This is a genomic window from Bacillus sp. SD127 (genome assembly GCF_058566445.1).
Map to the genome: position 1 here is coordinate 172,884 of NZ_CP191226.1, position 20,368 is coordinate 193,251.

Genomic DNA, 20,368 nt, shown 5'->3' on the forward strand with positions numbered 1-20,368 from the left:
AAAAGAAATGTGGGTGAATTCCTTATAATCTATGTAGTCATTGGCACAGTGCCACGGCATTCGCCTAAAAAAGTAAGAAAGGACGGTGATGACGCTGAGCAGAAAAGGACCTGTTATTGTGTTTCTGTCTGCTGTATGTCTCATCATTTCGGGCTGCCAAAAGCCAAAAGACGAGACGCCGTTTTATTACGGAACTTGGGATGAGGGCATTATCCCCGGTCCCATGGATGGCGTGAAATCAGCAACGGTCACATTTACCAAAGACAAGGTGCTGGAGACGGAGGTGATTGAAGGGAGAGGAGAGGTGCAGCTGCCCTTTATGGAATACAAGGTGATATCTCAAAGCGCTGACGGTTCCATTGAGATCCAGTACCTTGGCTCCTATTATCCGCTCAAAAGCAAACTGAAAAGAGGGAAAGACGGGACGTTGATATGGGAGCAAAATGGTCAGGAAAAAACGATGACAAGAATCGAGCCAAAGGCCGGCAAGGAGGAGAAACATGAGAAATAAAAAAGCGGAAAGACTGGTGTTAACAGGCCTTATTTTACATATCATTCAGTGGTTGTTGGTATTATGGGCTTTTCTCAAAATCAAACATGTATTTAGTGACTATACGATCTACAATCCGAATGTCATAAACGGAACGATGCAGTCGTTATCGTTTATGCAAATGCTGCGTTCTATGATGTACTCGGGCGCCATGGTGAATTATGTTCTGTTTTTTGTGATTGCATTGCTTATCTATTGTTTAGTGCTTCATGCGGTCATGATTGTTCTGGAAATGGCTGCTTATGTGATGATCAGACGGAATCCTTCATCTTCATGGGCATATTTTTTGACGGCGGCGGGTGTGAAGCTTGCAATCTTAAATATCACGGGTATTCCATTTTTAGCTGCCGGCTTCCTGCTGATGAAACAGAAACAAGCAGAAAGCGGCGAAAAGGGTGCAGAACCAAAGCGAAAGCCGCGCACGCGGATACGGAGACAAGGCAGACGTCTAAACAGAAACAGGAGAAAATCATCGCTTTCAGTTGAATATCAAAAAGAAAAAACGATATGATGGGACTATAGCCTGAAAACGACACGAAGGAGATGCAGGATGTACAAATTAATAGCAATTGATATGGACGGAACACTTTTAAATGATCATCATGAAGTGACGGCGGAAGTCCGCGACGCACTGCATGCCGCAAAAGCGGAAGGGGTAAAAATTGTCCTTTGCACCGGCCGGCCTATCGGAGGTGTTCGGAGATACTTAGATGAACTCAATTTAATTGAGGAAGGCGACTACGTCATTGCCTATAATGGGGCGCTTGTTCAAAATACGCATACAAAAGAAGTGGTGACGGAATTGTCTCTAGGATATGATGATTTGGCATCATTATATGATCTGAGCTTAGAGCTGAAGACACCGATGCACTTCTTCGACTCAGCCAACCTGTATACGCCTAACCGTGATATCAGCGAATTTACCGTATATGAGTCGTACGTGACACAGGTGCCGCTTCATTACCGCAAGATTGAGGAGATGCCTAAAGACATTCTCATTCCGAAGGTGATGTTTATTGATAAACCAGAGCACTTAAGCCGCGCCATTACATCGATACCGAAAGACGTGAGAGAAAAGTATACGATGGTCAGAAGCGCTCCTTTCTTTTACGAAATTCTGCATCCGGAAGCAAGCAAAGGAAACGCTGTGCGTCAGCTGGCGAATCTGCTCGGAATCGAGCAGGCTGAAGTCATGAGCATAGGCGACAACGGCAACGATCTGACAATGATCGAATGGGCCGGCTGCGGCGTTGCCATGGCAAACGCCATTCCGGAAGTGCTTGAGGCCGCAAACTTTCAAACACGCTCCAATAATGAACATGGTGTTGCGCATGCGATTCACGAGCTTGTTTTGGCTAAATAAAAAATCCAGCCTTTTAAAGGCTGGATTTTTTCGTTTTATTGATATAATGTCAATTCTTTGACGAATCGATTTGACTTTCGTTATGCTGATAAAACCAATTCGTTCACAATATGTATGATATTAATCTGAATTGAAAAGGGGACTGATCAGATGTGCACAAGTCTTACATTGGAAACTGCTGACCGTAAACATGTATTAGCGAGAACAATGGATTTTGCATTTCAGCTGGGGACAGAGGTGATTCTCTATCCGCGCCGTTACAGTTGGAGTAGTGAAGCTGACGGAAAGGCCCATCAGACACAGTACGCTTTTATCGGTATGGGGAGAAAACTTGGTAATATTTTATTTGCAGACGGCGTTAATGAAAACGGTTTATCGTGTGCTGCACTTTATTTTCCGGGCTATGCGGAGTACGAAAAAACGATACGGGAAGACACCGTACACATTGCCCCGCATGAGTTTGTGACATGGGCGCTGTCAGTCTGTCAGTCTTTGGATGACGTGAAAGAAAAGATTCGATCTTTAACGATTGTAGAGAAAAAATTAGATCTATTGGATACGGTTTTACCGCTTCACTGGATATTGTCAGACCGGACGGGACGCAGCCTGACGATAGAACCGAGAGCAGATGGCCTCAAAGTCTATGACAATCAGCCTGGTGTCATGACGAACAGCCCCGACTTTATATGGCATGTAACCAATCTGCAGCAATATACAGGAATCAGACCGAAGCAATTAGAGAGCAAAGAGATGGGCGGATTAGCCCTTTCCGCTTTTGGCCAAGGTTTAGGAACTGTAGGCCTGCCGGGGGATTATACACCGCCTTCCCGGTTTGTCAGAGCTGTGTATTTGAAAGAACACCTAGAGCCGGCGGCCGATGAAACGAAAGGTGTAACAGCCGCTCTTCAAATTTTGGCAAATATGACGATACCCAAGGGCGCAGTGATAACGGAAAAAGACGAAATTCATTATACGCAATATACTTCCGTGATGTGTAACGACACGGGAAACTACTATTTCCACCACTATGACAATCGGCAAATCCAAAAAGTAAATTTATTTCATGAAGACCTTGACTGTTTGGAGCCTAAAGTGTTTTCCGCTAAAGCAGAAGAAAGTATTCACGAGCTTAATTAATTCACATCAATCAGCTGATTCCGGTTTGAATCCGGAGTCAGCTGTTTTTTTATACGATCGTTACGGCGTCTGAGTGGATAGGCGGTTTGCTAAAAGCGAAAGCAAAGGCAAGGAAATGGCGAAATCGTATATCAATTTTTTGAATAAAAACTGAGTCTTTGCTTCATCAGACTCAGTTTTCTTGCCGATATACAGGTTATTGCACTAGTTGAATGAACCAATGCCGTTCCATTATGGTTACGCAAGGGTCTTTTCAGCTTAAATAGAAAAAATTAATCTCAACTCATTGACAAACTCGCAATACAAATGTACATTTTGATTTATTCATATTAAACGACTAGGAATATAGGAGTTTATTTTTCGGACTTTTCAGCCTAAAAACATTATAAAAGGAGTAACGTCATGACAAGCAAAAAGAAGCAAATCAAATTAGGAGTTTTTCTTGCGGGGACCGGACATCATGTTGCGTCTTGGCGGCATCCGGACGCGCCTGCGGATGCGAGTATGAACTTGGATTATTTTAAAGAGCTGGCGAGAACAGCGGAGCGGGGCAAGCTGGATATGCTGTTTTTAGCAGACAGCCTGTCGATCGACAGCAAATCGCATCCGAATGTGCTTACAAGGTTTGAGCCATTTACTTTGCTTTCAGCTTTGGCGCAGGTGACTTCAAGAATTGGCCTGACAGCGACAGCTTCTACTACTTATAGCGAGCCGTTTCACATTGCCAGACAGTTCGCCTCACTGGATCACCTGTCCAACGGCCGTGCCGGATGGAATGTCGTGACCTCATCCATTGAGTCAACAGCGCTGAATTTCAGCGGGGAAAAGCATCTCGAACATCACTTGCGCTATCAGCGGGCAGAAGAATTTGTCGAGGCCGTAAAGGGGCTTTGGGATTCATGGGAAGAGGACGCCTTTATCCGCAATAAAGAAACAGGTGAATTCTTCGATAAAGAAAAAATGCACGAGCTCAACCACAAAGGAGATTATTTCTCAGTCCGCGGGCCTCTGAACGTTTCAAGAACGCCGCAGGGCCAGCCGGTCATTATTCAGGCGGGCTCATCAGGGGATGGGAAAGCGCTGGCTGCCAAAACGGCTGAAGTGATTTTTACGGCGCAAAACCATTTAGAATCGGCACAGGAATTTTATCAATCAATTAAAAAGCAGGCAGCCGAGTTTGGCCGCGATCCTGAGAAGATCGCGATCATGCCGGGCATTTTTCCGGTCATCGCAGACACTGAAGAAGAGGCGCGGGCTAAATATCAAGAGCTTCAAGATTTAATCATTCCATCTGTCGGTCTGCAAATCCTTCAGAATTATTTAGGCGGAATTGATTTGTCTGCATATCCGCTTGACGGGCCGCTGCCAAAGCTTGACGCGGATGCATCAAACGCGGTGAAGAGCCGATTTAAGCTTGTTCAAGAAATGGCTGAACGAGACAATATGACAATACGTGAGCTTTACAAATACGTTGCAGGCTCCAGAGGCCATCACATTTTTGTCGGAACGCCGGAACAGCTTGCCGACAAGATGCAGGAATGGGTGGATCATAAAGCTTGTGACGGATTTAATATCATGCCTCCGCTCCTTCCGGAAGGAATTGAACTGTTCGTTGACAAAGTGGTTCCGATTTTACAGGAGCGCGGCGTGTTCAGAAACGAATATGAAGGCACAACATTGAGAGAGCATTTTGGTTTAGAAAAACCGGTAAACCGTTATGCGAAGTAAGGAGGAACGCTCGATGAAGACGCAATATCGCCTCGCAGCTGAACGTGATGCCGAACAGCTTCTCAAGCTGACATGGCGCGCCTACGAACCGATTCGAAAGCTCGGCATTCGTTTTGCCGCGGCCCAAGCGGATCTGGATCTGGTCTTAAACAATATCCGAAAAAACGCCTGTTACGTCATGGAAGAAGACGGGCGGATCATCGCGACCATCTCCTTACGAATGCCTTGGGGACAGCAGCCTGGACCATATGGCGTTCCTCATATCTGGTGGTTCGCTGTTGATCCTGAAACCGGGCAAAAGGGAGTCGGGACAAAGCTGCTTCAATGGCTTGAGCAGACCATCCTGCGCGATACGTTAAAGGTTCCGTTTGTATCGCTAGGAACAGCGGATAAGCACCCGTGGCTGATCGAGATGTATGAAAGAAAAGGATATGTCCGAGCAGGCGAGAAGGATCTGGGCAAAGGACATATGACAGTCTATATGAAAAAACAACTGCGACATGACCTATAAAAGATAAAAGGCGGGAAAATCAAATGAAAATGAAAAAATGGACTGTGCTGTTAGTTGCTGCGTTATTAGCCGTGCTATCAGCTTGCGGCAATGGAAACAGCAGCAGTAAAGAGGATGACAACATACTTCATGTGGGTGCGACCGGACAGAGCTACCCGTTCGCTTATAAAGAAGACGGAAAGCTGACAGGTTTTGATGTAGAAGTAATGGAAGCTGTTGCAAAGAAAATCGGCATGAAACTGGACTGGAAGCTGCTCGAATTCAGCGGTCTGATGGGAGAGCTTCAAACAGGCAAGCTTGACACCATTTCCAATCAGGTAGCGGTGACAGATGAACGCAAGGAAATGTACAACTTCACAGAACCGTACTCTTATGCAGGAACACAGATTGTCGTCAAAAAAGACAACAACGACATCAAATCAGCAGACGATTTAAAAGGAAAGACAGTAGCTGCTGTTTTAGGTTCAAATCACGCGAAAAATCTTGAAAGCAAAGATCCTGACAAAAAAATCAATATCAAAACATACGAAACACAAGAAGGCACGCTGAAGGATGTCGCATACGGACGTGTGGACGCTTACGTAAACAGCCGAAGTGTGCTGATCGCGCAAATTAAGAAAACAGGCTTGCCGTTGAAGCTTGCCGGAGATCCGATTGTGTACGAGCAAGTCGCATTCCCATTTGCCAAGGATGACGCGCACGACAAGACCCGTAAAAAAGTCAATAAAGCGCTCGATGAACTGCGCAAAGACGGAACACTTAAAAAGCTTTCAGAAAAATATTTTAACGAAGATATCACAGCAGAACAGAAGCATTAAGAAACGGCGGTGAACCACCAGAATGAATACGATTGATTGGGAATTCATGATCTCTGCATTCCCGACTTTAATTCAGGCCCTTCCGATTACATTGTTTATGGCTGTAGCAGCTATGATTTTTGCGATTATCGGAGGACTTATTCTCGCACTCATTACAAAAAACAAAATTCCAGCGCTTCATCAGCTGTCAAAGCTGTATATCTCATTTTTCCGGGGCGTGCCGACACTTGTGCAGCTGTTCTTAATTTATTACGGGCTGCCGCAGCTGTTTCCGGAGATGAGCAAGATGACAGCTCTCACAGCTGCCATTATCGGTTTAAGTTTAAAAAACGCCGCCTATTTGGCAGAAATCTTCCGCGCCGCCCTTAACTCTGTTGATGAAGGGCAGCTGGAGGCGTGCCTGTCTGTCGGTATGACGAAACTTCAGGCTTACAGACGAATTATCCTTCCGCAAGCAGTCAGAAATGCGATACCGGCAACGGGTAATACATTTATCGGCCTCCTAAAAGAAACCTCATTGGCATTTACTTTGGGTGTCATGGAGATGTTTGCGCAAGGTAAGATGTATGCATCTGGAAATCTGAAGTATTTTGAAACCTATTTGGCGGTTGCGATTGTCTACTGGGTTCTTACAATCATTTACAGCATCCTGCAGGACTTGTTTGAACGCGCCATGAGCAAGCCATACCGGACTTAGAGGTGAAATCAGTTGATAAAAGTAAAAAATATTCGCAAAGCGTTTAAAGATCTGGTCGTGCTGGACGGAATCGACCTTGAAGTAAAACGCGGAGAAGTGGTAGCGATCATCGGTCCGTCCGGTTCCGGAAAATCAACGCTTCTTCGGTGCTTGAATCTATTGGAGCGCCCCAATCAAGGCATCATTGAAATTGGAGAAGCCAAACTGAACGCGGAAAAGTTTACACGCAAGGAAGCGTACCAGCTCCGTCAGCAAACGGCCATGGTCTTCCAAAATTACAATCTGTTCAAAAATAAAACCGCCCTGCAAAACATTACTGAGGCTTTACTCACGGCTCAAAGAAAATCACGAGATGAAGCGAACCGCATTGGGATGGAGATTCTGAGGCAGGTTGGTTTAGAGCATAAAGCTGACAGCTACCCGATCACAATGTCCGGCGGCCAGCAGCAGCGAATCGGCATCGCGCGGGCACTTGCGGTCAATCCGCATGCGATTTTGCTGGATGAACCGACTTCGGCGCTTGACCCAGAGCTCGTGGCGGGTGTGCTTCAGGTCATCAAATCGATTGCGGAAAAACAAACAACAATGATCATCGTCACCCACGAAATGGCATTTGCAAGAGAGGTTGCCGATAAAGTGATTTTTATGGCAGACGGCCATATTATCGAGCAGGGAACGCCTGAAGAACTGTTTGACCATCCGAAAAACGAACGGACGAAACGATTTATCAAGCAGGTGGGAGAGCCTGCAGAGCTTATATAGAAGGGAAGAAGAAGAATGGCCGAAGAAACGTTTCATACACGTTTAATCAATATGCGGCGTGACCTTCATGCACACCCTGAACTTTCATTTGAAGAGTTTGAAACGACAAAAAAAATCCGCCGCTGGCTCGAGGAAGAACATATAGAGATTCTTGAGGTTCCTCAATTAGAAACAGGTGTAATTGCGGAAATCAAAGGGCAGTCAGACGGACCTGTGATCGCGATACGAGCGGACATTGATGCGCTCCCGATCCAAGAACAAACGAACCTGCCGTTTGCCTCTAAGATTGACGGCGCGATGCATGCGTGCGGGCATGACTTTCATACAGCTTCCATTATGGGCACAGCCATTTTGCTGAATAAAAGAAGAGACGAGCTGAAAGGCACGGTCCGCTTTATCTTTCAGCCAGCGGAAGAAATCGCCGCAGGAGCAAGGAAAGTCATAGAAGCAGGCGTGCTGGATGATGTTTCTGCCATTTTTGGCATGCACAATAAGCCTGATTTGCCTGTCGGCACCATTGGGATAAAGGAAGGTCCGCTCATGGCAAGCGTTGACCGGTTTGAGATTGTTGTGAAAGGAAAAGGCGGACACGCCGGCATTCCCAATAACAGCATTGATCCCATAGCAGCGGCAGGCCAAATGGTCAGCGGTCTGCAATCTGTGGTCAGCCGCAACATCAGCTCACTGCAAAACGCGGTCGTCAGTATCACAAGATTACAGGCAGGCAGTTCATGGAACGTGATTCCGGACCAGGCTGAAATGGAGGGCACCGTTCGCACCTTCCAAAAAGAAGCGAGAAAGGCCGTTCCGGAGCATATGAAACGAGTGGCTGAAGGAATCGCAACGGGCTATGGGGCACAGGCCGAATTCCGGTGGTTTCCTTATTTGCCGTCCGTTCAGAATGACGGCACGTTTTTGAACGCGGCGTCAGAAGCTGCGGCCCGGCTTGGCTATCAAACGGTTCATGCGGAGCAATCTCCGGGCGGAGAAGACTTCGCTCTGTATCAAGAGAAGATCCCGGGATTTTTTGTGTGGATGGGAACGAACGGTACAGAGGAGTGGCATCACCCGGCGTTTACATTGGATGAAGACGCACTGCAAGTTGCATCCAGCTACTTTGCTGAGCTGGCTGTTATTGTACTGGGGTCAATCAAATGATCCAAACAGAACTGACAGCAGGTCTTGCTGAGGCCGTAAGATTATCACAGCCTGAGAACGCCACTGACGCGATGCGTGAAGCCAAAAAGGGATTGCTCGATTTTACAGCCGCATCATTTGCCGGAAGAGAAGAAAACGGCATTCAAAAGCTTTTGCAGCTGATCGAAGAGGAAGGCGGCACGCCCCTTGTCCCTATCATCGGACAAGGAAAAAAGGCAGCACCATTGCAATCTGCGCTGCTCAATGGATTTATCGCCCATGCTCTGGATTTCGATGATGTCCATTCCGATGTAAGGGGACATCCGAGTGCAGTTATTTTGCCGGCACTCATTGCTTCAGCTGCCGCTCGAGAAAGTGACGAGCGGCTTCTTGGCGCTTATATTGTCGGTGTGGAAGTAATGGCAAGGCTTGGGGAGTCGATTGGCAGCCCGCACTATGAAAAAGGCTGGCACAATACGGGAACGCTCGGAGCCATAGCCGCCGCCTGTGCTGTAGGGTTCGCGGAGGAACTCACTCAAGAAGAAATGGAAAAAGCAATTGGTTTTGCCGCAACGCAGTCTGCCGGAATGAGGGTGCAATTCGGCACAGAAATGAAACCGCTGCACGCAGGGCTGGCAGCTCAATCAGGCTTACTTGCTGTTAAGCTGGCCCAATCTGATGTTGGAGGCTCTCGTACGGCACTGGATGGAGAAAAAGGTTTCTTCAGCCTATACGGTGATTTAGACAAGGCTCAAACCACGCTGTTAAGCCATTGGGGCAAACCATGGAGAATCGTGAAGCCAGGTTTATGGTTTAAAATCTATCCATTTTGTTCTGCGGCGCACCACGCGGCAGATGCCATTCGCGAGCTTATCTCTCAGGAAGCCATTTCTGCTGACAATACAGAACGGATTGAAGTCGTTTTTCCGCCTGGCGGAGATGCTGCATTAACGGCAAGATCACCAAAAACAGGAGAGGAAGGCCGCTTCAGCGTTGAATATGTCATTGCCCTTGCCCTGCACGGACAGAAGCTGATTGCTGAACATTTCAACAGCGAGCCAATATCAAATCATATGCAGGCCGCAATGCGTCATATTCAGCGTGTGTATGACAATCGCATTCAGCCAGCCTCTCAAGCGGTTCCGAAAGGCCGTTTCACCATTGTTCGGGCGTTTTTATCAGATGGACGCATATGTGAAGCGCGGGTGGACTGCCCGAAGGGAGCTCCCGGAAACGGTCTGTCTGAAGAAGACGTAAAAGAAAAATTAAAATCAGCGCTGCCAAGTGATGTGCAAAAAGCATCGCATATCATAGAGGCCATTGAGCGCGCTGATATGAAAGAATTTTTATCGCGTTTAGATTAGAATCCGCCTCTCATCCCCTCCTTCAGATGATATGATAAAGCCAAATCATACGTTTGAAAAAGGAGAAAGGCCATGACGGTAAATGATGCGGTTGTATGTATTCTGGCAGTCTTTTTATTAGTGGGAGCAGCCGATTATTGCTTGGGAAACAGGTGGGGCTTGGCGAGCGGTTTGCGGAAGGCTTTAAGGCCATGGGGCCGCTTGTGCTGTCAATGGTCGGGATTGTGTCGCTGGCGCCAGTGCTTGCGGCCATACTGATTCCCGTCGTGTCACCGGTCTATGCCGCCATTGGCGCAGACCCTTCCTCCTTTGCCAACACCATTTTGGCCATTGATATGGGGGGCTATGCGCTGGCACAAGAAATGGCGAAAGATCCGGACGCCGGCTTGTTTTCATGGGTATTTCTGGGGACGATGATGGGGCCGGCGATCGTATTGACCATTCCCGTCGCTCTTGGCATAATTGAAAAGCAGGATCACCCGTATTTTGCAAAAGGCATTTTAATCGGACTGTGCACTGTGCCGATCGGATGCTTCGCAGGCGGGTTAGCTGCGGGATTTGAGATGGGATTGATCCTGAAAAACATTCTGATTCCAAGTCTTTTTTCTGCGGTTATCGCTTTTGGACTATGGTGCTGCACCGACAAGACAATCCGCGTATTTCACGTTTTCGGGAAGGCTGTCAGTATTGTTGCGATCATTGGGCTTGTTGCTGTCTCGATTGAAACAATGACAGGCTTTGTATTCATACCTGGCCTCGAAAAGATTGAAACAGGCATACAAACCGTAGGCACCATCGCGGTTGTATTGGCGGGCGCTTTTCCGCTGACAGCTTTTATCACAAAAGCTTTTGAGAAACCGCTCCATACATTAGGCAGGCTGTTACACTTAGACCAGGCAGCGACAGCGGGAATGGTTGCTTCTTTGGCACATCTTATCCCCATGCTCGCCTTATTAAAAGACATGACGCCGAGAGGAAAGGTTATCAATGTCGCGTTTGCGGTCAGCGCAGCCTTTGTGCTCGGCAGCCATCTCGGCTTTGTGACGGGAATGAAGAAAGAAATGGCAGCGGCCATGATCGTCGGGAAATTAGCTGGCGGCATTACGGCTGTCGCGGCAGCTGCGTGGACGACACCCGCCTATACGGCCAAAAAGCAAAGACACGATTCTCTTGAAGGATAGTCTGTTTCAATTCTCCTCATTCGGGAAATGATACAGTAACGTTTCCGGAAAGAGGGTTGGGCACATGGATGCGAAGGACCAGTGCATCTCTAAAATAAAACAGGAAACCAAGCCTTGGATACAGCGGTTCGGAAGGCTTGGTTATTTTACATTTGGCGGCGTTTTTATCTTGCTCGGCATTCTGGCATTGATGACGGCTGCCGGAGCTGGCAGCGGGGCAAAGGATTCAAGCGGAGCGCTCCAAACCTTATCACGCATGCCATACGGATCAATTCTGCTTTTCTTCATCGGGATTGGACTCATCGGGTATGTCATATGGATGGTGCTGAGTGCGGTTAAGGATACAGAGGGCCATGGCACGGGAAGACGAGGCCTGTCGCGAAGAACAGGAAATTTATTCAGCGCCGCCGTATACGCATCGATTGCCTGGAATGCCCTTCGGTTTGTCTTTGATCATGGGAGCGGCAGCACTTCAGAACAGACGTGGTCCGCTTATATATTGGCGCAGCCGTTTGGGCAGTGGCTGACGGGACTCACAGGAGCGGGCTTTATCCTATTTGCGATGGTTCAATTCATGAAAGGTATCCGGGCTTCTTTTATGAGAGAATTTGATACGTCAAAAATGAGCAAAGAAATGATATGTATTGCAAAAAACACAGGACGCGCAGGCAACATCGCCCGTGCCATTATTTTCTCAGCCATCGGCTTCTTTCTCATAAAAACCGCTCTCACCTCTGATCCGGACGACACAAGAGGCTTTGACGGGGCGCTCGCCGAACTCGCGCAGCAGCCGCATGGCAGAGTGATTCTGATCTTTTTGGCGTGCGGGCTTGTGTTATATGGAATATACGCCATCATGAAAGGCATTTATCAATATATGAAGTGGGAAAAATAAGCTCTGGGCAGATCTGTGCCAGAGCGTTTTTCAGTTTCTTGCAAATCAGGTGGATGAAAGCTGTTGCCAGCCTGTATAATAAAAGCAAATCAAAAGCAGGTTCACCATGAACTGATCCAAGGGAGGTGCGGAATGGATCGGGAAAAACAACAATTAAGCATAGAAGCGGCAAGGCTTTATTATCAGTCTGACTACAGTCAGCAGCAAATCGCAGAGCAGCTCAGCATTTCGAGGCCGACCGTTTCCCGATTGCTGCAATACGCAAAAGAAAAAGGATTTGTCCAAATTCGCGTGATGGACCCTTTTGAGGATTTAGATGCGCTCGGTTCCATGCTGGAAGAGAAATACGGGCTTCTCGAAGCGCACGTTGTGTTTTCTCCGACACCGGACTATGCAGCAATCACACATGACTTGAGCCGTTACGGTGCAGAATATATGCATGAAACGGTAAAAGACGGCGACATCGTCGGCGTCAGCTGGGGAACCACCATGTATCAGATCGCGCAAAACATGCAGCCAAAGCAGGTAAAAGGCGTAGAGGTCGTCCAGCTGAAAGGCGGCATCAGCCATTCCCGGGTAAACACCTATTCAGCTGAAACGATTCAGCTGTTTGCAGAGGCTTTTCAAACGATGCCGCGCTATCTTCCGCTTCCCGTCGTGTTTGATAATGCGGATGTGAAGAAAATGGTGGAGAAAGACCGTCATATCGAGCGGATCATTGAGATGGGCAAGCAGGCGAATATCGCTCTTTTCACGGTGGGAACAGTCCGTGACGAAGCGCTGTTATTCCGGCTCGGCTATTTTAACGAAGAAGAGAAAGCGTTGCTGAAACATCAGGCTGTCGGAGATATCTGTTCGCGTTTCTTTGACGAGGAAGGGAAGATTTGCAGCACCGCCATCAATGACCGGACCATCGGCGTCGAGCTTGAGGATCTGAGGCTGAAGGAACGCTCTATATTAGTGGCCGGCGGAAGCCGAAAAGTGTCCTCCATCCATGGTGCGTTAACAGGAAAATATGCCAATGTGTTAATCATTGACCAGCATACCGCAAGGGCACTTGTTAATGATTTGTGACACCTTCAGACCGTTCGTTGAACAAATTTTCAATTACCAATTTACATATGTTCAAAAGTCGGGTATGCTAAAAAATATCTTAACAAAAAAGGAAGTGTGCGAAGGATGACATTAGCCAATAAAATTGATCATACAGCTTTGAAACCGCATACACAAAAAGCGGATATTCTGAAATTAATAGAAGAAGCGAAAACATACAAATTCGCTTCTGTATGTGTAAACCCGACATGGGTGCAGCTGGCTGCAAAAGAGCTTGAGGGAACAGGAGTTGACGTATGTACAGTCATCGGCTTCCCGCTCGGCGCCAACACAACAGAAACAAAAGCGTTCGAAACGAAGGATGCGATTTCAAAAGGCGCCACTGAAGTGGACATGGTCATTAACATCGCTGCTTTGAAAGACAAAGAAGACGACGTGGTGGAAGCGGATATCCGAGGTGTGGTGGAAGCTGCAGCCGGAAAAGCGCTTGTCAAAGTTATTATTGAAACATGCCTGCTGACAGATGAAGAAAAAGAGCGTGCATGCCGTTTAGCGGTTTCTTCGGGAGCGGATTTCGTGAAAACCTCAACAGGCTTCTCAACAGGCGGCGCAACGAAGGAAGATATCGCTTTAATGCGCAAAACAGTAGGTCCTGATATCGGCGTAAAAGCATCCGGGGGTATCAGAACGAAAGAAGATGTAGACACGATGATCGAAGCAGGTGCAAGCCGCATTGGCGCAAGCGCAGGTGTTTCCATTGTAAAAGGAGAGAACGGAGCCGGCGGAGACGATTATTAAGAAGCAGACGGAAGGCACTTCGCTTTCCGTGCCCTTCTTTTCTTTCCGGGGAAATAATAATGTAAGCGAATACAAATAAAGGAGAAACACATATGAAGTATTTGATTGGGATTATCGGTTTAATCGTGTTTTTAGGCCTTGCGTGGATCGCGAGCAGCGGCAAAAAAAGAATTAAGATCCGCCCAATTATTGTCATGCTCATTTTGCAGTTTATTCTCGGTTACATTCTCCTCAATACGGGGATCGGGAATTTTCTCGTAGGAGGATTTGCACAAGGATTCAGCTACCTGCTTGGCTATGCGGCAGAAGGAATCAACTTTGTGTTTGGCGGTTTGGTGAATGCGGATCAATCGACATTCTTTATGAACGTTCTCTTGCCGATTGTATTTATTTCAGCACTCATCGGGATTCTGCAAAAATGGAAGATCCTCCCGTTTATTATTAAATACATCGGCCTTGCCCTCAGCAAGGTTAACGGGATGGGAAGACTGGAGTCGTACAATGCTGTTGCATCTGCGATTTTAGGGCAATCAGAAGTATTTATCTCCTTAAAGAAAGAACTCGGTTTACTGTCACAGCAGCGGTTGTATACGCTTTGCGCTTCTGCGATGTCAACCGTATCCATGTCAATAGTCGGCGCTTACATGACGATGCTGAAGCCTGAATACGTCGTAACGGCTCTTGTATTGAACTTATTTGGCGGTTTTATCATTGCCTCTATTATTAATCCTTACGAGGTCGCAAAAGATGAGGATATGCTCCGTGTAGAAAATGAAGAAAAACAATCCTTCTTCGAAGTGCTCGGAGAATACATCTTAGATGGTTTCAAAGTAGCGGTTGTTGTCGCAGCGATGCTGATCGGATTTGTCGCGATTATTGCTTTGATCAATGGTATTTTTAACGCTGTACTCGGTATTTCCTTCCAAGACCTGCTTGGATATGTGTTTGCTCCATTCGCTTTTCTTGTCGGTATTCCATGGAATGAAGCTGTTAACGCCGGAAGCATTATGGCAACAAAAATGGTATCAAACGAATTTGTCGCCATGACGTCTCTTTCGCAAAACGGTTTTCATTTCAGCGGCCGTACAACAGCGATTGTATCAGTATTCCTCGTTTCGTTCGCGAACTTCTCTTCCATCGGTATCATTGCCGGTGCTGTAAAGGGTCTGAATGAAAAACAAGGAAACGTCGTTGCTCGTTTCGGTCTGAAATTATTATACGGCGCTACGCTTGTCAGCTTTTTAACAGCGGCAGTTGTAGGTCTGATTTACTGAACATAATCGAAAAGGATCGGTGACTATAATGAGAATGGTAGATATTATCATCAAAAAACAAAACGGAAAAGAACTCACCACAGAAGAAATCCAGTTTTTCGTGAATGGCTATACGGACGGAAGCATACCTGATTATCAGGCAAGCGCGCTTGCCATGGCGATTTTCTTCCAGGATATGAGTGATCGTGAACGGGCGGACTTAACAATGGCTATGGTGAACTCCGGTGAAACGATTGATCTTTCTGCCATTGAAGGAATTAAAGTAGATAAACATTCAACCGGCGGCGTCGGCGACACGACAACACTCGTGCTTGCACCGCTTGTCGCAGCTCTTGATGTGCCAGTTGCCAAAATGTCCGGCCGCGGCCTCGGCCATACGGGCGGAACAATTGATAAATTAGAGGCGATCGACGGGTTTCACGTGGAACTGTCAAAGGAAGAATTTATTAAGCTAGTGAACCGCGACAAGGTTGCCGTCATTGGCCAAAGCGGCAACTTAACGCCAGCGGATAAAAAACTGTACGCCCTGCGTGATGTAACGGGCACGGTGAATTCCATCCCGCTTATTGCTAGCTCCATTATGAGCAAAAAAATCGCTGCCGGAGCGGACGCGATCGTGCTTGACGTAAAAACGGGAGCGGGCGCCTTCATGAAAACAGAGGAGGATGCGGCTGAACTCGCGAAAGCAATGGTACGAATCGGCAACAAGGTCGGCCGCCAAACGATGGCTGTCATCTCCGACATGTCCCAGCCGCTCGGCTTTGCGATCGGAAATGCGCTTGAAGTGAAAGAAGCGATAGACACGCTCAAAGGCGAAGGCCCTGAAGACCTGCACGAGCTAGTCTTAACACTCGGCAGCCAGATGGTCGTGCTTGCGAAAAAAGCAGGTACATTAGACGAAGCAAGAGCAAAGCTTGAAGAGGTCATGAAAAACGGCAAAGCGCTTGAGAAATTCAAAGATTTCTTGAAAAACCAAGGCGGTGACAGCTCGATTGTTGATGATCCGTCTAAGCTTCCGCAAGCGGCTTATCACATTGATGTGCCAGCCAAAGAAGCGGGTGTCGTCTCCGAAATTGTCGCAGACGAAATCGGCGTCGCTGCCATGCTGTTAGGTGCCGGACGCGCCACAAAAGAAGACGAAATCGATTTAGCCGTCGGCATCATGCTCCGCAAAAAGGTCGGCGACAAGGTTGAAAAAGGCGAACCTCTCGTTACGCTCTATGCCAACCGGGAAAATGTCGATGAAGTCATCGCGAAAGTATATGACAATATCCGTATCGCAGCGGAGGCGAAGGCGCCGAAGCTGATTCATACGTTAATTACAGAATAAAAATAAAGCACATCCCATCCTGAGTGGGGTGTGCTGTTTTAATTACAGGATGTGATCAACCTGGTATTCCTCTTGTCCGATTTTTTTTGCTTTCGTAAGATTTCTTCTGAAATAGAAGATGAGATAGCATAGGATGATACAAGGGATTCCGCAGAAGAGAGCGATTCTTTGATTGGGATCAAAAGCGAGACCGATACAAGAAGCTGAACATAATAAAAGAGCGGCTATAGGCATAAGAGGATAAAGCGGTGTGCGAAATGTCAGATCTTTTACATTCCCCCCTTTTTTAAGAAATCTCTTTCGGAACAAGAGTTGAGACAGCGCAATGCTCATCCAGACCACGACCCCTGCAAATCCAGCAATCGCTACCATCACCACATAAACAGTTCCAGGCGCCACAATACTGGAAACGAGAGATAAACAAGATACAGCCATACTGATGATTAAGGCATTTAGTGGAATGCCTTTAGATGTGACTTTTTTAAAACGAGCGCTGATCATGTTTTCATTTGCTAACGACCACAGCATACGGGTTGAGGCATATAGGCCTGAATTGGCAACGGACAGCAAGGCTGTTAATATAACAAAATTCATAATATCTGCGGCGTACGGGATTCCGATTTCTGCAAATACTGCTACAAAGGGGCTTTCGATTACTCCTGCTTCTTTCCATGAAATCAGTCCGGATAATACGAAGACGGCACCGATGAAAAAAATGACTGTCCGCCATGCGACATTGCGGATGGAACGCGGAATATCCTTTTGAGGATTTGCGGATTCACCTGCTGTGACTCCGATTAATTCTGTTCCGGAAAAGGCAAAACTCACAGATATCATGGCGATAAATACAGCGAGAAAGCCGTTCGGAAACAATCCTCCATGACCTGTGAAATTTGAAAACATAGGGGCATCAGCCGTCCCGTTTAAAGAGATCAAGCCAAACATGGCGGCGCCTCCTAAAATGATAAATAAAATGATGGTGACAATCTTCACGCTCGAAAACCAAAATTCAGTTTCCGCAAATAATTTGACTGAAAATGCGTTGCATACGAAAAGGAGAGCTGCAAAAATCGCACTCCACATCCATACGCTGCTGTCAGGAAACCAGCGCTGCATGAGAATACCGGATGCGGTAAATTCTGAACCTACCGTCACCACCCAATTCACCCAGTACATGATGCCGACCATAAAACCGGTAGATGGCCCGATGAATGTTGTGGCGTATTTTTGAAAGGAACCGGTCACCGGCATGGCGACCGACAATTCACCGAGACATTGCATGACGAGGTACATCATCAATCCGCCGATTAAATAAGCGAGTATCGTACCGCCGGGACCGGCTTGGCTGAGCGTATAGCCCGTACTGAGGAAAAGCCCTGTTCCGATGACGCCTCCCAATGAAATCATAAATAAGTGCCTGCTTTTCATTGTCCGTTTTAGCTGATGGCCGCTTTTCTCTTGAAGACCCACCGTTTCGTCCTCCTTTTAGCTGCCGTTTATCAGGCAGATGAGTTTTCTTGTAACCAAAATACAACCTGCCGGAAGATCACTTGAATCGGGAGCGTTTCATTCCTTTTAATGCGTGTAACAGAACGTGAGCTGCGGCTCTGCTTGTCATATCTCGAAAATCGAGGGTGGGATCAACTTCAACGATTTCGATCCCTGCGACATTGGGCTCTTGTGCGATGTACTTGATTGCTTCGAGTAATTCGTCTGTATAGAGGCCGCCCGGGCCAATCGCTGGACAGCCGGGTGCATGGGACTGGTCTAAGACATCCATATCAACAGATATGAAAATGAAGTCTGTTCTAGTTTGAACGGCAGGCAGGATCTCTTTAATGGTCGGGATCAGTCCTTTTTCACGAATCATTCCCATCGTGCGGATGTCCACGTGATGATTTTTCGCGTATGTTTCATAAGCCAAGCTGTTGCTGAATTCTCTGATACCCAGTTGAATCAAATGCTGACCTTCTATGATCTCTTCATCCAAAAGGCGGCGGAAGGGGGTGCCGTTTGTCGGCCCTCCGTCCTCCGTGTTCCGCACATCATGATGGGCATCAAATTGAATAACGGCTGTCGTTCCTTTCGTTTGCGCAATCGCTTTTATGGTGGAGTAGCTGATGGAGTTATCTCCCCCGAGTATGAGCGGTACCCAATCTGGGTGATCTGAAAGCAGAGCATGCATGGTTTGGAAGATTTGATCATGTGATTTCACGATATCAGTCACATGAATATCGACATCCCCCAGATCATAAAGAAAATCTGATACGACATGTTCCCCAAGCTCCGCAGAATAAGCCGATGAATGCTTTAGAGCCTGGCGGATTGTTCCGGGGGCAAAGGAAGCGCCGGAATGACTGATGGATGATTTTGACAGGGGGACACCTATCAGCGCCGGCCCCTTAATGCCTTGGCCATCCCATTTTTCTATCAGATCGCTCATTTTCGTTACATCCCGGTCTTTAAACGATGAACCGGCCTCTCTGAGAAAAGGGTATTTATCCAAGAATGGCTCCCTCCCTGTTGACAACAATTGTTCCGTTTTTCATGACTTGATGTACATGATTGACGCCGTAGTGATACGGAATATACATGTAATTCGAGGCTTGCCAAATGACTAGATCAGCTGAGCGGCCAGCTTTGAGCTGCCCTGCTTCTTCGCCTTTTCCTATGGCATATGCGGCGTTGACTGTGACGGCATGCCATATTTCTTCTGCGGTCATTTTCAGATGAAGCGCGGCAATCGACATGATCAGCTGAATATTTTCAGTTGGGGAGCTGCCCGGGTTAAAGTCCGTTGCCAGGCTCACACGTACGCCCGCATCAATCATGTCTCTTGCCCTGGCATATGTGTGTTTGCCGAGATAAAATGTCGTGCCCGGCAAGAGGACGGCGATGGTTCCTGATTCAGCCATTTGCTGTATGCCTTCATCAGAGGCGCCCACCAAATGATCGGCTGAGACAGCTCTTAGCTCAGCCGCTAATTCAGCTCCTCCAAGAGGATCAATTTCATCAGCGTGGATTTTTAATCCGAATCCCGCCTCAGCCGCTTTTTTTAAGTAACGTCGGGATTGACTGACTGTAAAAACGCCTGTTTCTGTAAAAATATCTGCAAAGGCTGCGAGCTCCCCCTCTTTTATTTCTGGCAAGAGATCCAGCATGCGATCTAAAAATTCATCGGGGCTGTCCTTATCTTCAGGAGGAATGGCATGAGCCCCCATGAATGTGGAGACAAGGTCAATGGGCTGGCTCTCATGCAGTTTTTTCACGACACGCAATTGTTTCAGCTCAGTATCTTTATCTAAGCCGTAGCCGCTCTTCACTTCAGCCGTGGTCGTGCCGTATGACAGCATTCTTTGCAGATGAAAACGGCCTTTTTGCAGCAGCTCTTCTTCTGAGGCGGCCCGGGTGTCTTTGACAGTGGACAAAATACCGCCTCCCTGCGCCAGAATATCTAAATAGGGGATGCCCTGAAGCTTTAGATTCATCTCCTTTTCCCGAGATCCGCCAAATACAAGATGGGTATGCGGATCGACGAGGCCCGGCGTTACAAGCCGTCCCGAACAGTCAATGATGTCGTCTGCCTCGTAATCGGCTTCAGTCCCTTTTTTTCCGGCGAACACAATCTTCTGTTCGTGGATTCCGACAACAGCGTCTTCGATCACATGAAGATCCTGCATGCTGTTGCCCGCGCGCGGGCCGCTGCTTTCCATCGTTAAAAGCTGACCGATGTTGATGAGAATCGTATCAATTTGTTTCGGCATGTTATC

Annotated in this window: 20 protein-coding genes and 2 pseudogenes; 19 read left to right on the forward strand and 3 right to left on the reverse strand. The window is 47.3% G+C overall.

Annotated elements, in window-relative coordinates:
* Window positions 1-88 precede the first annotated feature (88 nt).
* The 19 genes and pseudogenes from ACQVGS_RS00960 (at window position 89) to ACQVGS_RS01050 (ending at window position 16,598) form a co-directional block, all read left to right on the forward strand.
* Window positions 89-511 carry a DUF3255 family protein gene (locus ACQVGS_RS00960; protein WP_038954322.1) on the forward strand — a complete coding sequence of 141 codons (423 nt, stop codon included), beginning with the start codon at window positions 89-91 and terminating at the stop codon, window positions 509-511.
* Complete coding sequence (locus ACQVGS_RS00965) at window positions 501-1,061, forward strand: hypothetical protein (protein WP_101859701.1); 561 nt, start codon at window positions 501-503, stop codon at window positions 1,059-1,061. The genes ACQVGS_RS00960 and ACQVGS_RS00965 overlap by 11 nt, the downstream gene beginning before the upstream one ends.
* A 39-nt stretch (window positions 1,062-1,100) precedes the next feature.
* Window positions 1,101-1,913 (forward strand): sugar-phosphatase, encoded by an 813-nt coding sequence (yidA, locus tag ACQVGS_RS00970; protein ID WP_095712642.1) that lies wholly within the window; start codon window positions 1,101-1,103, stop codon window positions 1,911-1,913.
* A gap of 150 nt (window positions 1,914-2,063) precedes the next feature.
* Window positions 2,064-3,050: a penicillin V amidase gene (gene yxeI, locus ACQVGS_RS00975; protein WP_024123427.1), complete on the forward strand. Its 987-nt coding sequence runs from the start codon at window positions 2,064-2,066 to the stop codon at window positions 3,048-3,050.
* Window positions 2,986-3,266, forward strand: a pseudogene (locus ACQVGS_RS00980) (hypothetical protein). Before yxeI ends, ACQVGS_RS00980 begins: the two are co-directional and overlap by 65 nt.
* A 186-nt stretch (window positions 3,267-3,452) precedes the next feature.
* Entirely contained in the window at window positions 3,453-4,778 is a 1,326-nt protein-coding gene (locus tag ACQVGS_RS00985) for an LLM class flavin-dependent oxidoreductase (protein WP_024123426.1), read from the forward strand.
* Window positions 4,779-4,791: 13 nt separating this feature from the next.
* Window positions 4,792-5,289: a GNAT family N-acetyltransferase gene (locus ACQVGS_RS00990; protein ID WP_024123425.1), complete on the forward strand. Its 498-nt coding sequence runs from the start codon at window positions 4,792-4,794 to the stop codon at window positions 5,287-5,289.
* 23 nt (window positions 5,290-5,312) lie between these two features.
* A complete protein-coding gene (locus ACQVGS_RS00995) occupies window positions 5,313-6,107 on the forward strand; it encodes an amino acid ABC transporter substrate-binding protein (RefSeq protein WP_127696295.1) in 795 nt (264 codons plus the stop codon).
* Window positions 6,108-6,129: 22 nt separating this feature from the next.
* A complete protein-coding gene (locus tag ACQVGS_RS01000; protein WP_491830732.1) occupies window positions 6,130-6,804 on the forward strand; it encodes an amino acid ABC transporter permease in 675 nt (224 codons plus the stop codon).
* Between the two features lie 12 nt (window positions 6,805-6,816).
* Window positions 6,817-7,566, forward strand: a complete 750-nt coding sequence (locus tag ACQVGS_RS01005) for an amino acid ABC transporter ATP-binding protein (RefSeq protein WP_024123422.1) — start codon at window positions 6,817-6,819, stop codon at window positions 7,564-7,566.
* 15 nt (window positions 7,567-7,581) lie between these two features.
* A complete protein-coding gene (locus ACQVGS_RS01010) occupies window positions 7,582-8,724 on the forward strand; it encodes a M20 peptidase aminoacylase family protein (protein WP_106019824.1) in 1,143 nt (380 codons plus the stop codon).
* The gene (locus ACQVGS_RS01015; protein WP_188323397.1) at window positions 8,721-10,067 is read left to right on the forward strand and encodes an MmgE/PrpD family protein; all 1,347 of its coding nucleotides are present in this window, start codon (window positions 8,721-8,723) and stop codon (window positions 10,065-10,067) included. Before ACQVGS_RS01010 ends, ACQVGS_RS01015 begins: the two co-directional genes overlap by 4 nt.
* 72 nt (window positions 10,068-10,139) lie before the next feature.
* A pseudogene (locus ACQVGS_RS01020) lies at window positions 10,140-10,235 on the forward strand (hypothetical protein); the annotation flags it as partial.
* Window positions 10,220-11,248, forward strand: a complete 1,029-nt coding sequence (locus tag ACQVGS_RS01025) for an ethanolamine utilization protein EutH (protein ID WP_491831867.1) — start codon at window positions 10,220-10,222, stop codon at window positions 11,246-11,248. The pseudogene ACQVGS_RS01020 and the gene ACQVGS_RS01025, both read left to right, overlap by 16 nt.
* 64 nt (window positions 11,249-11,312) lie before the next feature.
* Window positions 11,313-12,143: a DUF1206 domain-containing protein gene (locus ACQVGS_RS01030; protein WP_188323396.1), complete on the forward strand. Its 831-nt coding sequence runs from the start codon at window positions 11,313-11,315 to the stop codon at window positions 12,141-12,143.
* Window positions 12,144-12,275: 132 nt separating this feature from the next.
* Window positions 12,276-13,217: a DNA-binding transcriptional repressor DeoR gene (deoR, locus tag ACQVGS_RS01035; protein WP_103672009.1), complete on the forward strand. Its 942-nt coding sequence runs from the start codon at window positions 12,276-12,278 to the stop codon at window positions 13,215-13,217.
* Between the two features lie 105 nt (window positions 13,218-13,322).
* A complete protein-coding gene (gene deoC, locus ACQVGS_RS01040) occupies window positions 13,323-13,994 on the forward strand; it encodes a deoxyribose-phosphate aldolase (RefSeq protein ID WP_286109110.1) in 672 nt (223 codons plus the stop codon).
* 92 nt (window positions 13,995-14,086) lie between these two features.
* The gene (nupC, locus tag ACQVGS_RS01045; protein ID WP_024123414.1) at window positions 14,087-15,268 is read left to right on the forward strand and encodes a nucleoside permease NupC; all 1,182 of its coding nucleotides are present in this window, start codon (window positions 14,087-14,089) and stop codon (window positions 15,266-15,268) included.
* Window positions 15,269-15,296: 28 nt separating this feature from the next.
* The gene (locus ACQVGS_RS01050; RefSeq protein WP_024123413.1) at window positions 15,297-16,598 is read left to right on the forward strand and encodes a pyrimidine-nucleoside phosphorylase; all 1,302 of its coding nucleotides are present in this window, start codon (window positions 15,297-15,299) and stop codon (window positions 16,596-16,598) included.
* Window positions 16,599-16,640: 42 nt separating this feature from the next.
* Here ACQVGS_RS01050 and ACQVGS_RS01055 read toward each other — a convergent pair whose 3' ends face one another.
* The 3 genes from ACQVGS_RS01055 to hutI all read right to left on the reverse strand — a co-directional run bounded on the left by ACQVGS_RS01055 (window position 16,641) and on the right by hutI (window position 20,362).
* Window positions 16,641-18,068 (reverse strand): amino acid permease, encoded by a 1,428-nt coding sequence (locus ACQVGS_RS01055; protein ID WP_101865017.1) that lies wholly within the window; start codon window positions 18,066-18,068, stop codon window positions 16,641-16,643.
* A gap of 76 nt (window positions 18,069-18,144) precedes the next feature.
* Entirely contained in the window at window positions 18,145-19,104 is a 960-nt protein-coding gene (hutG, locus tag ACQVGS_RS01060; protein ID WP_024123411.1) for a formimidoylglutamase, read from the reverse strand.
* Window positions 19,097-20,362 (reverse strand): imidazolonepropionase, encoded by a 1,266-nt coding sequence (gene hutI, locus ACQVGS_RS01065; protein WP_286109109.1) that lies wholly within the window; start codon window positions 20,360-20,362, stop codon window positions 19,097-19,099. Before hutI ends, hutG begins: the two co-directional genes overlap by 8 nt.
* Window positions 20,363-20,368: the final 6 nt, after the last annotated feature.

Bases quoted from the DNA above. Each gene is read 5' to 3' on its own strand.
- hutI (WP_286109109.1), bottom strand. From the start codon at position 20,362: ATGCCGAAACAAATTGATACGATTCTCATCAACATCGGTCAGCTTTTA.
- ACQVGS_RS01000 (WP_491830732.1), top strand. From the start codon at position 6,130: ATGAATACGATTGATTGGGAATTCATGATCTCTGCATTCCCGACTTTA.
- ACQVGS_RS01050 (WP_024123413.1), top strand. From the start codon at position 15,297: ATGAGAATGGTAGATATTATCATCAAAAAACAAAACGGAAAAGAACTC.
- deoR (WP_103672009.1), top strand. From the start codon at position 12,276: ATGGATCGGGAAAAACAACAATTAAGCATAGAAGCGGCAAGGCTTTAT.
- ACQVGS_RS01015 (WP_188323397.1), top strand. From the start codon at position 8,721: ATGATCCAAACAGAACTGACAGCAGGTCTTGCTGAGGCCGTAAGATTA.
- ACQVGS_RS00965 (WP_101859701.1), top strand. From the start codon at position 501: ATGAGAAATAAAAAAGCGGAAAGACTGGTGTTAACAGGCCTTATTTTA.
- ACQVGS_RS01010 (WP_106019824.1), top strand. From the start codon at position 7,582: ATGGCCGAAGAAACGTTTCATACACGTTTAATCAATATGCGGCGTGAC.
- ACQVGS_RS00990 (WP_024123425.1), top strand. From the start codon at position 4,792: ATGAAGACGCAATATCGCCTCGCAGCTGAACGTGATGCCGAACAGCTT.
- ACQVGS_RS00995 (WP_127696295.1), top strand. From the start codon at position 5,313: ATGAAAATGAAAAAATGGACTGTGCTGTTAGTTGCTGCGTTATTAGCC.
- ACQVGS_RS00960 (WP_038954322.1), top strand. From the start codon at position 89: ATGACGCTGAGCAGAAAAGGACCTGTTATTGTGTTTCTGTCTGCTGTA.
- ACQVGS_RS01030 (WP_188323396.1), top strand. From the start codon at position 11,313: ATGGATGCGAAGGACCAGTGCATCTCTAAAATAAAACAGGAAACCAAG.
- yxeI (WP_024123427.1), top strand. From the start codon at position 2,064: ATGTGCACAAGTCTTACATTGGAAACTGCTGACCGTAAACATGTATTA.
- deoC (WP_286109110.1), top strand. From the start codon at position 13,323: ATGACATTAGCCAATAAAATTGATCATACAGCTTTGAAACCGCATACA.
- yidA (WP_095712642.1), top strand. From the start codon at position 1,101: ATGTACAAATTAATAGCAATTGATATGGACGGAACACTTTTAAATGAT.
- ACQVGS_RS00985 (WP_024123426.1), top strand. From the start codon at position 3,453: ATGACAAGCAAAAAGAAGCAAATCAAATTAGGAGTTTTTCTTGCGGGG.
- nupC (WP_024123414.1), top strand. From the start codon at position 14,087: ATGAAGTATTTGATTGGGATTATCGGTTTAATCGTGTTTTTAGGCCTT.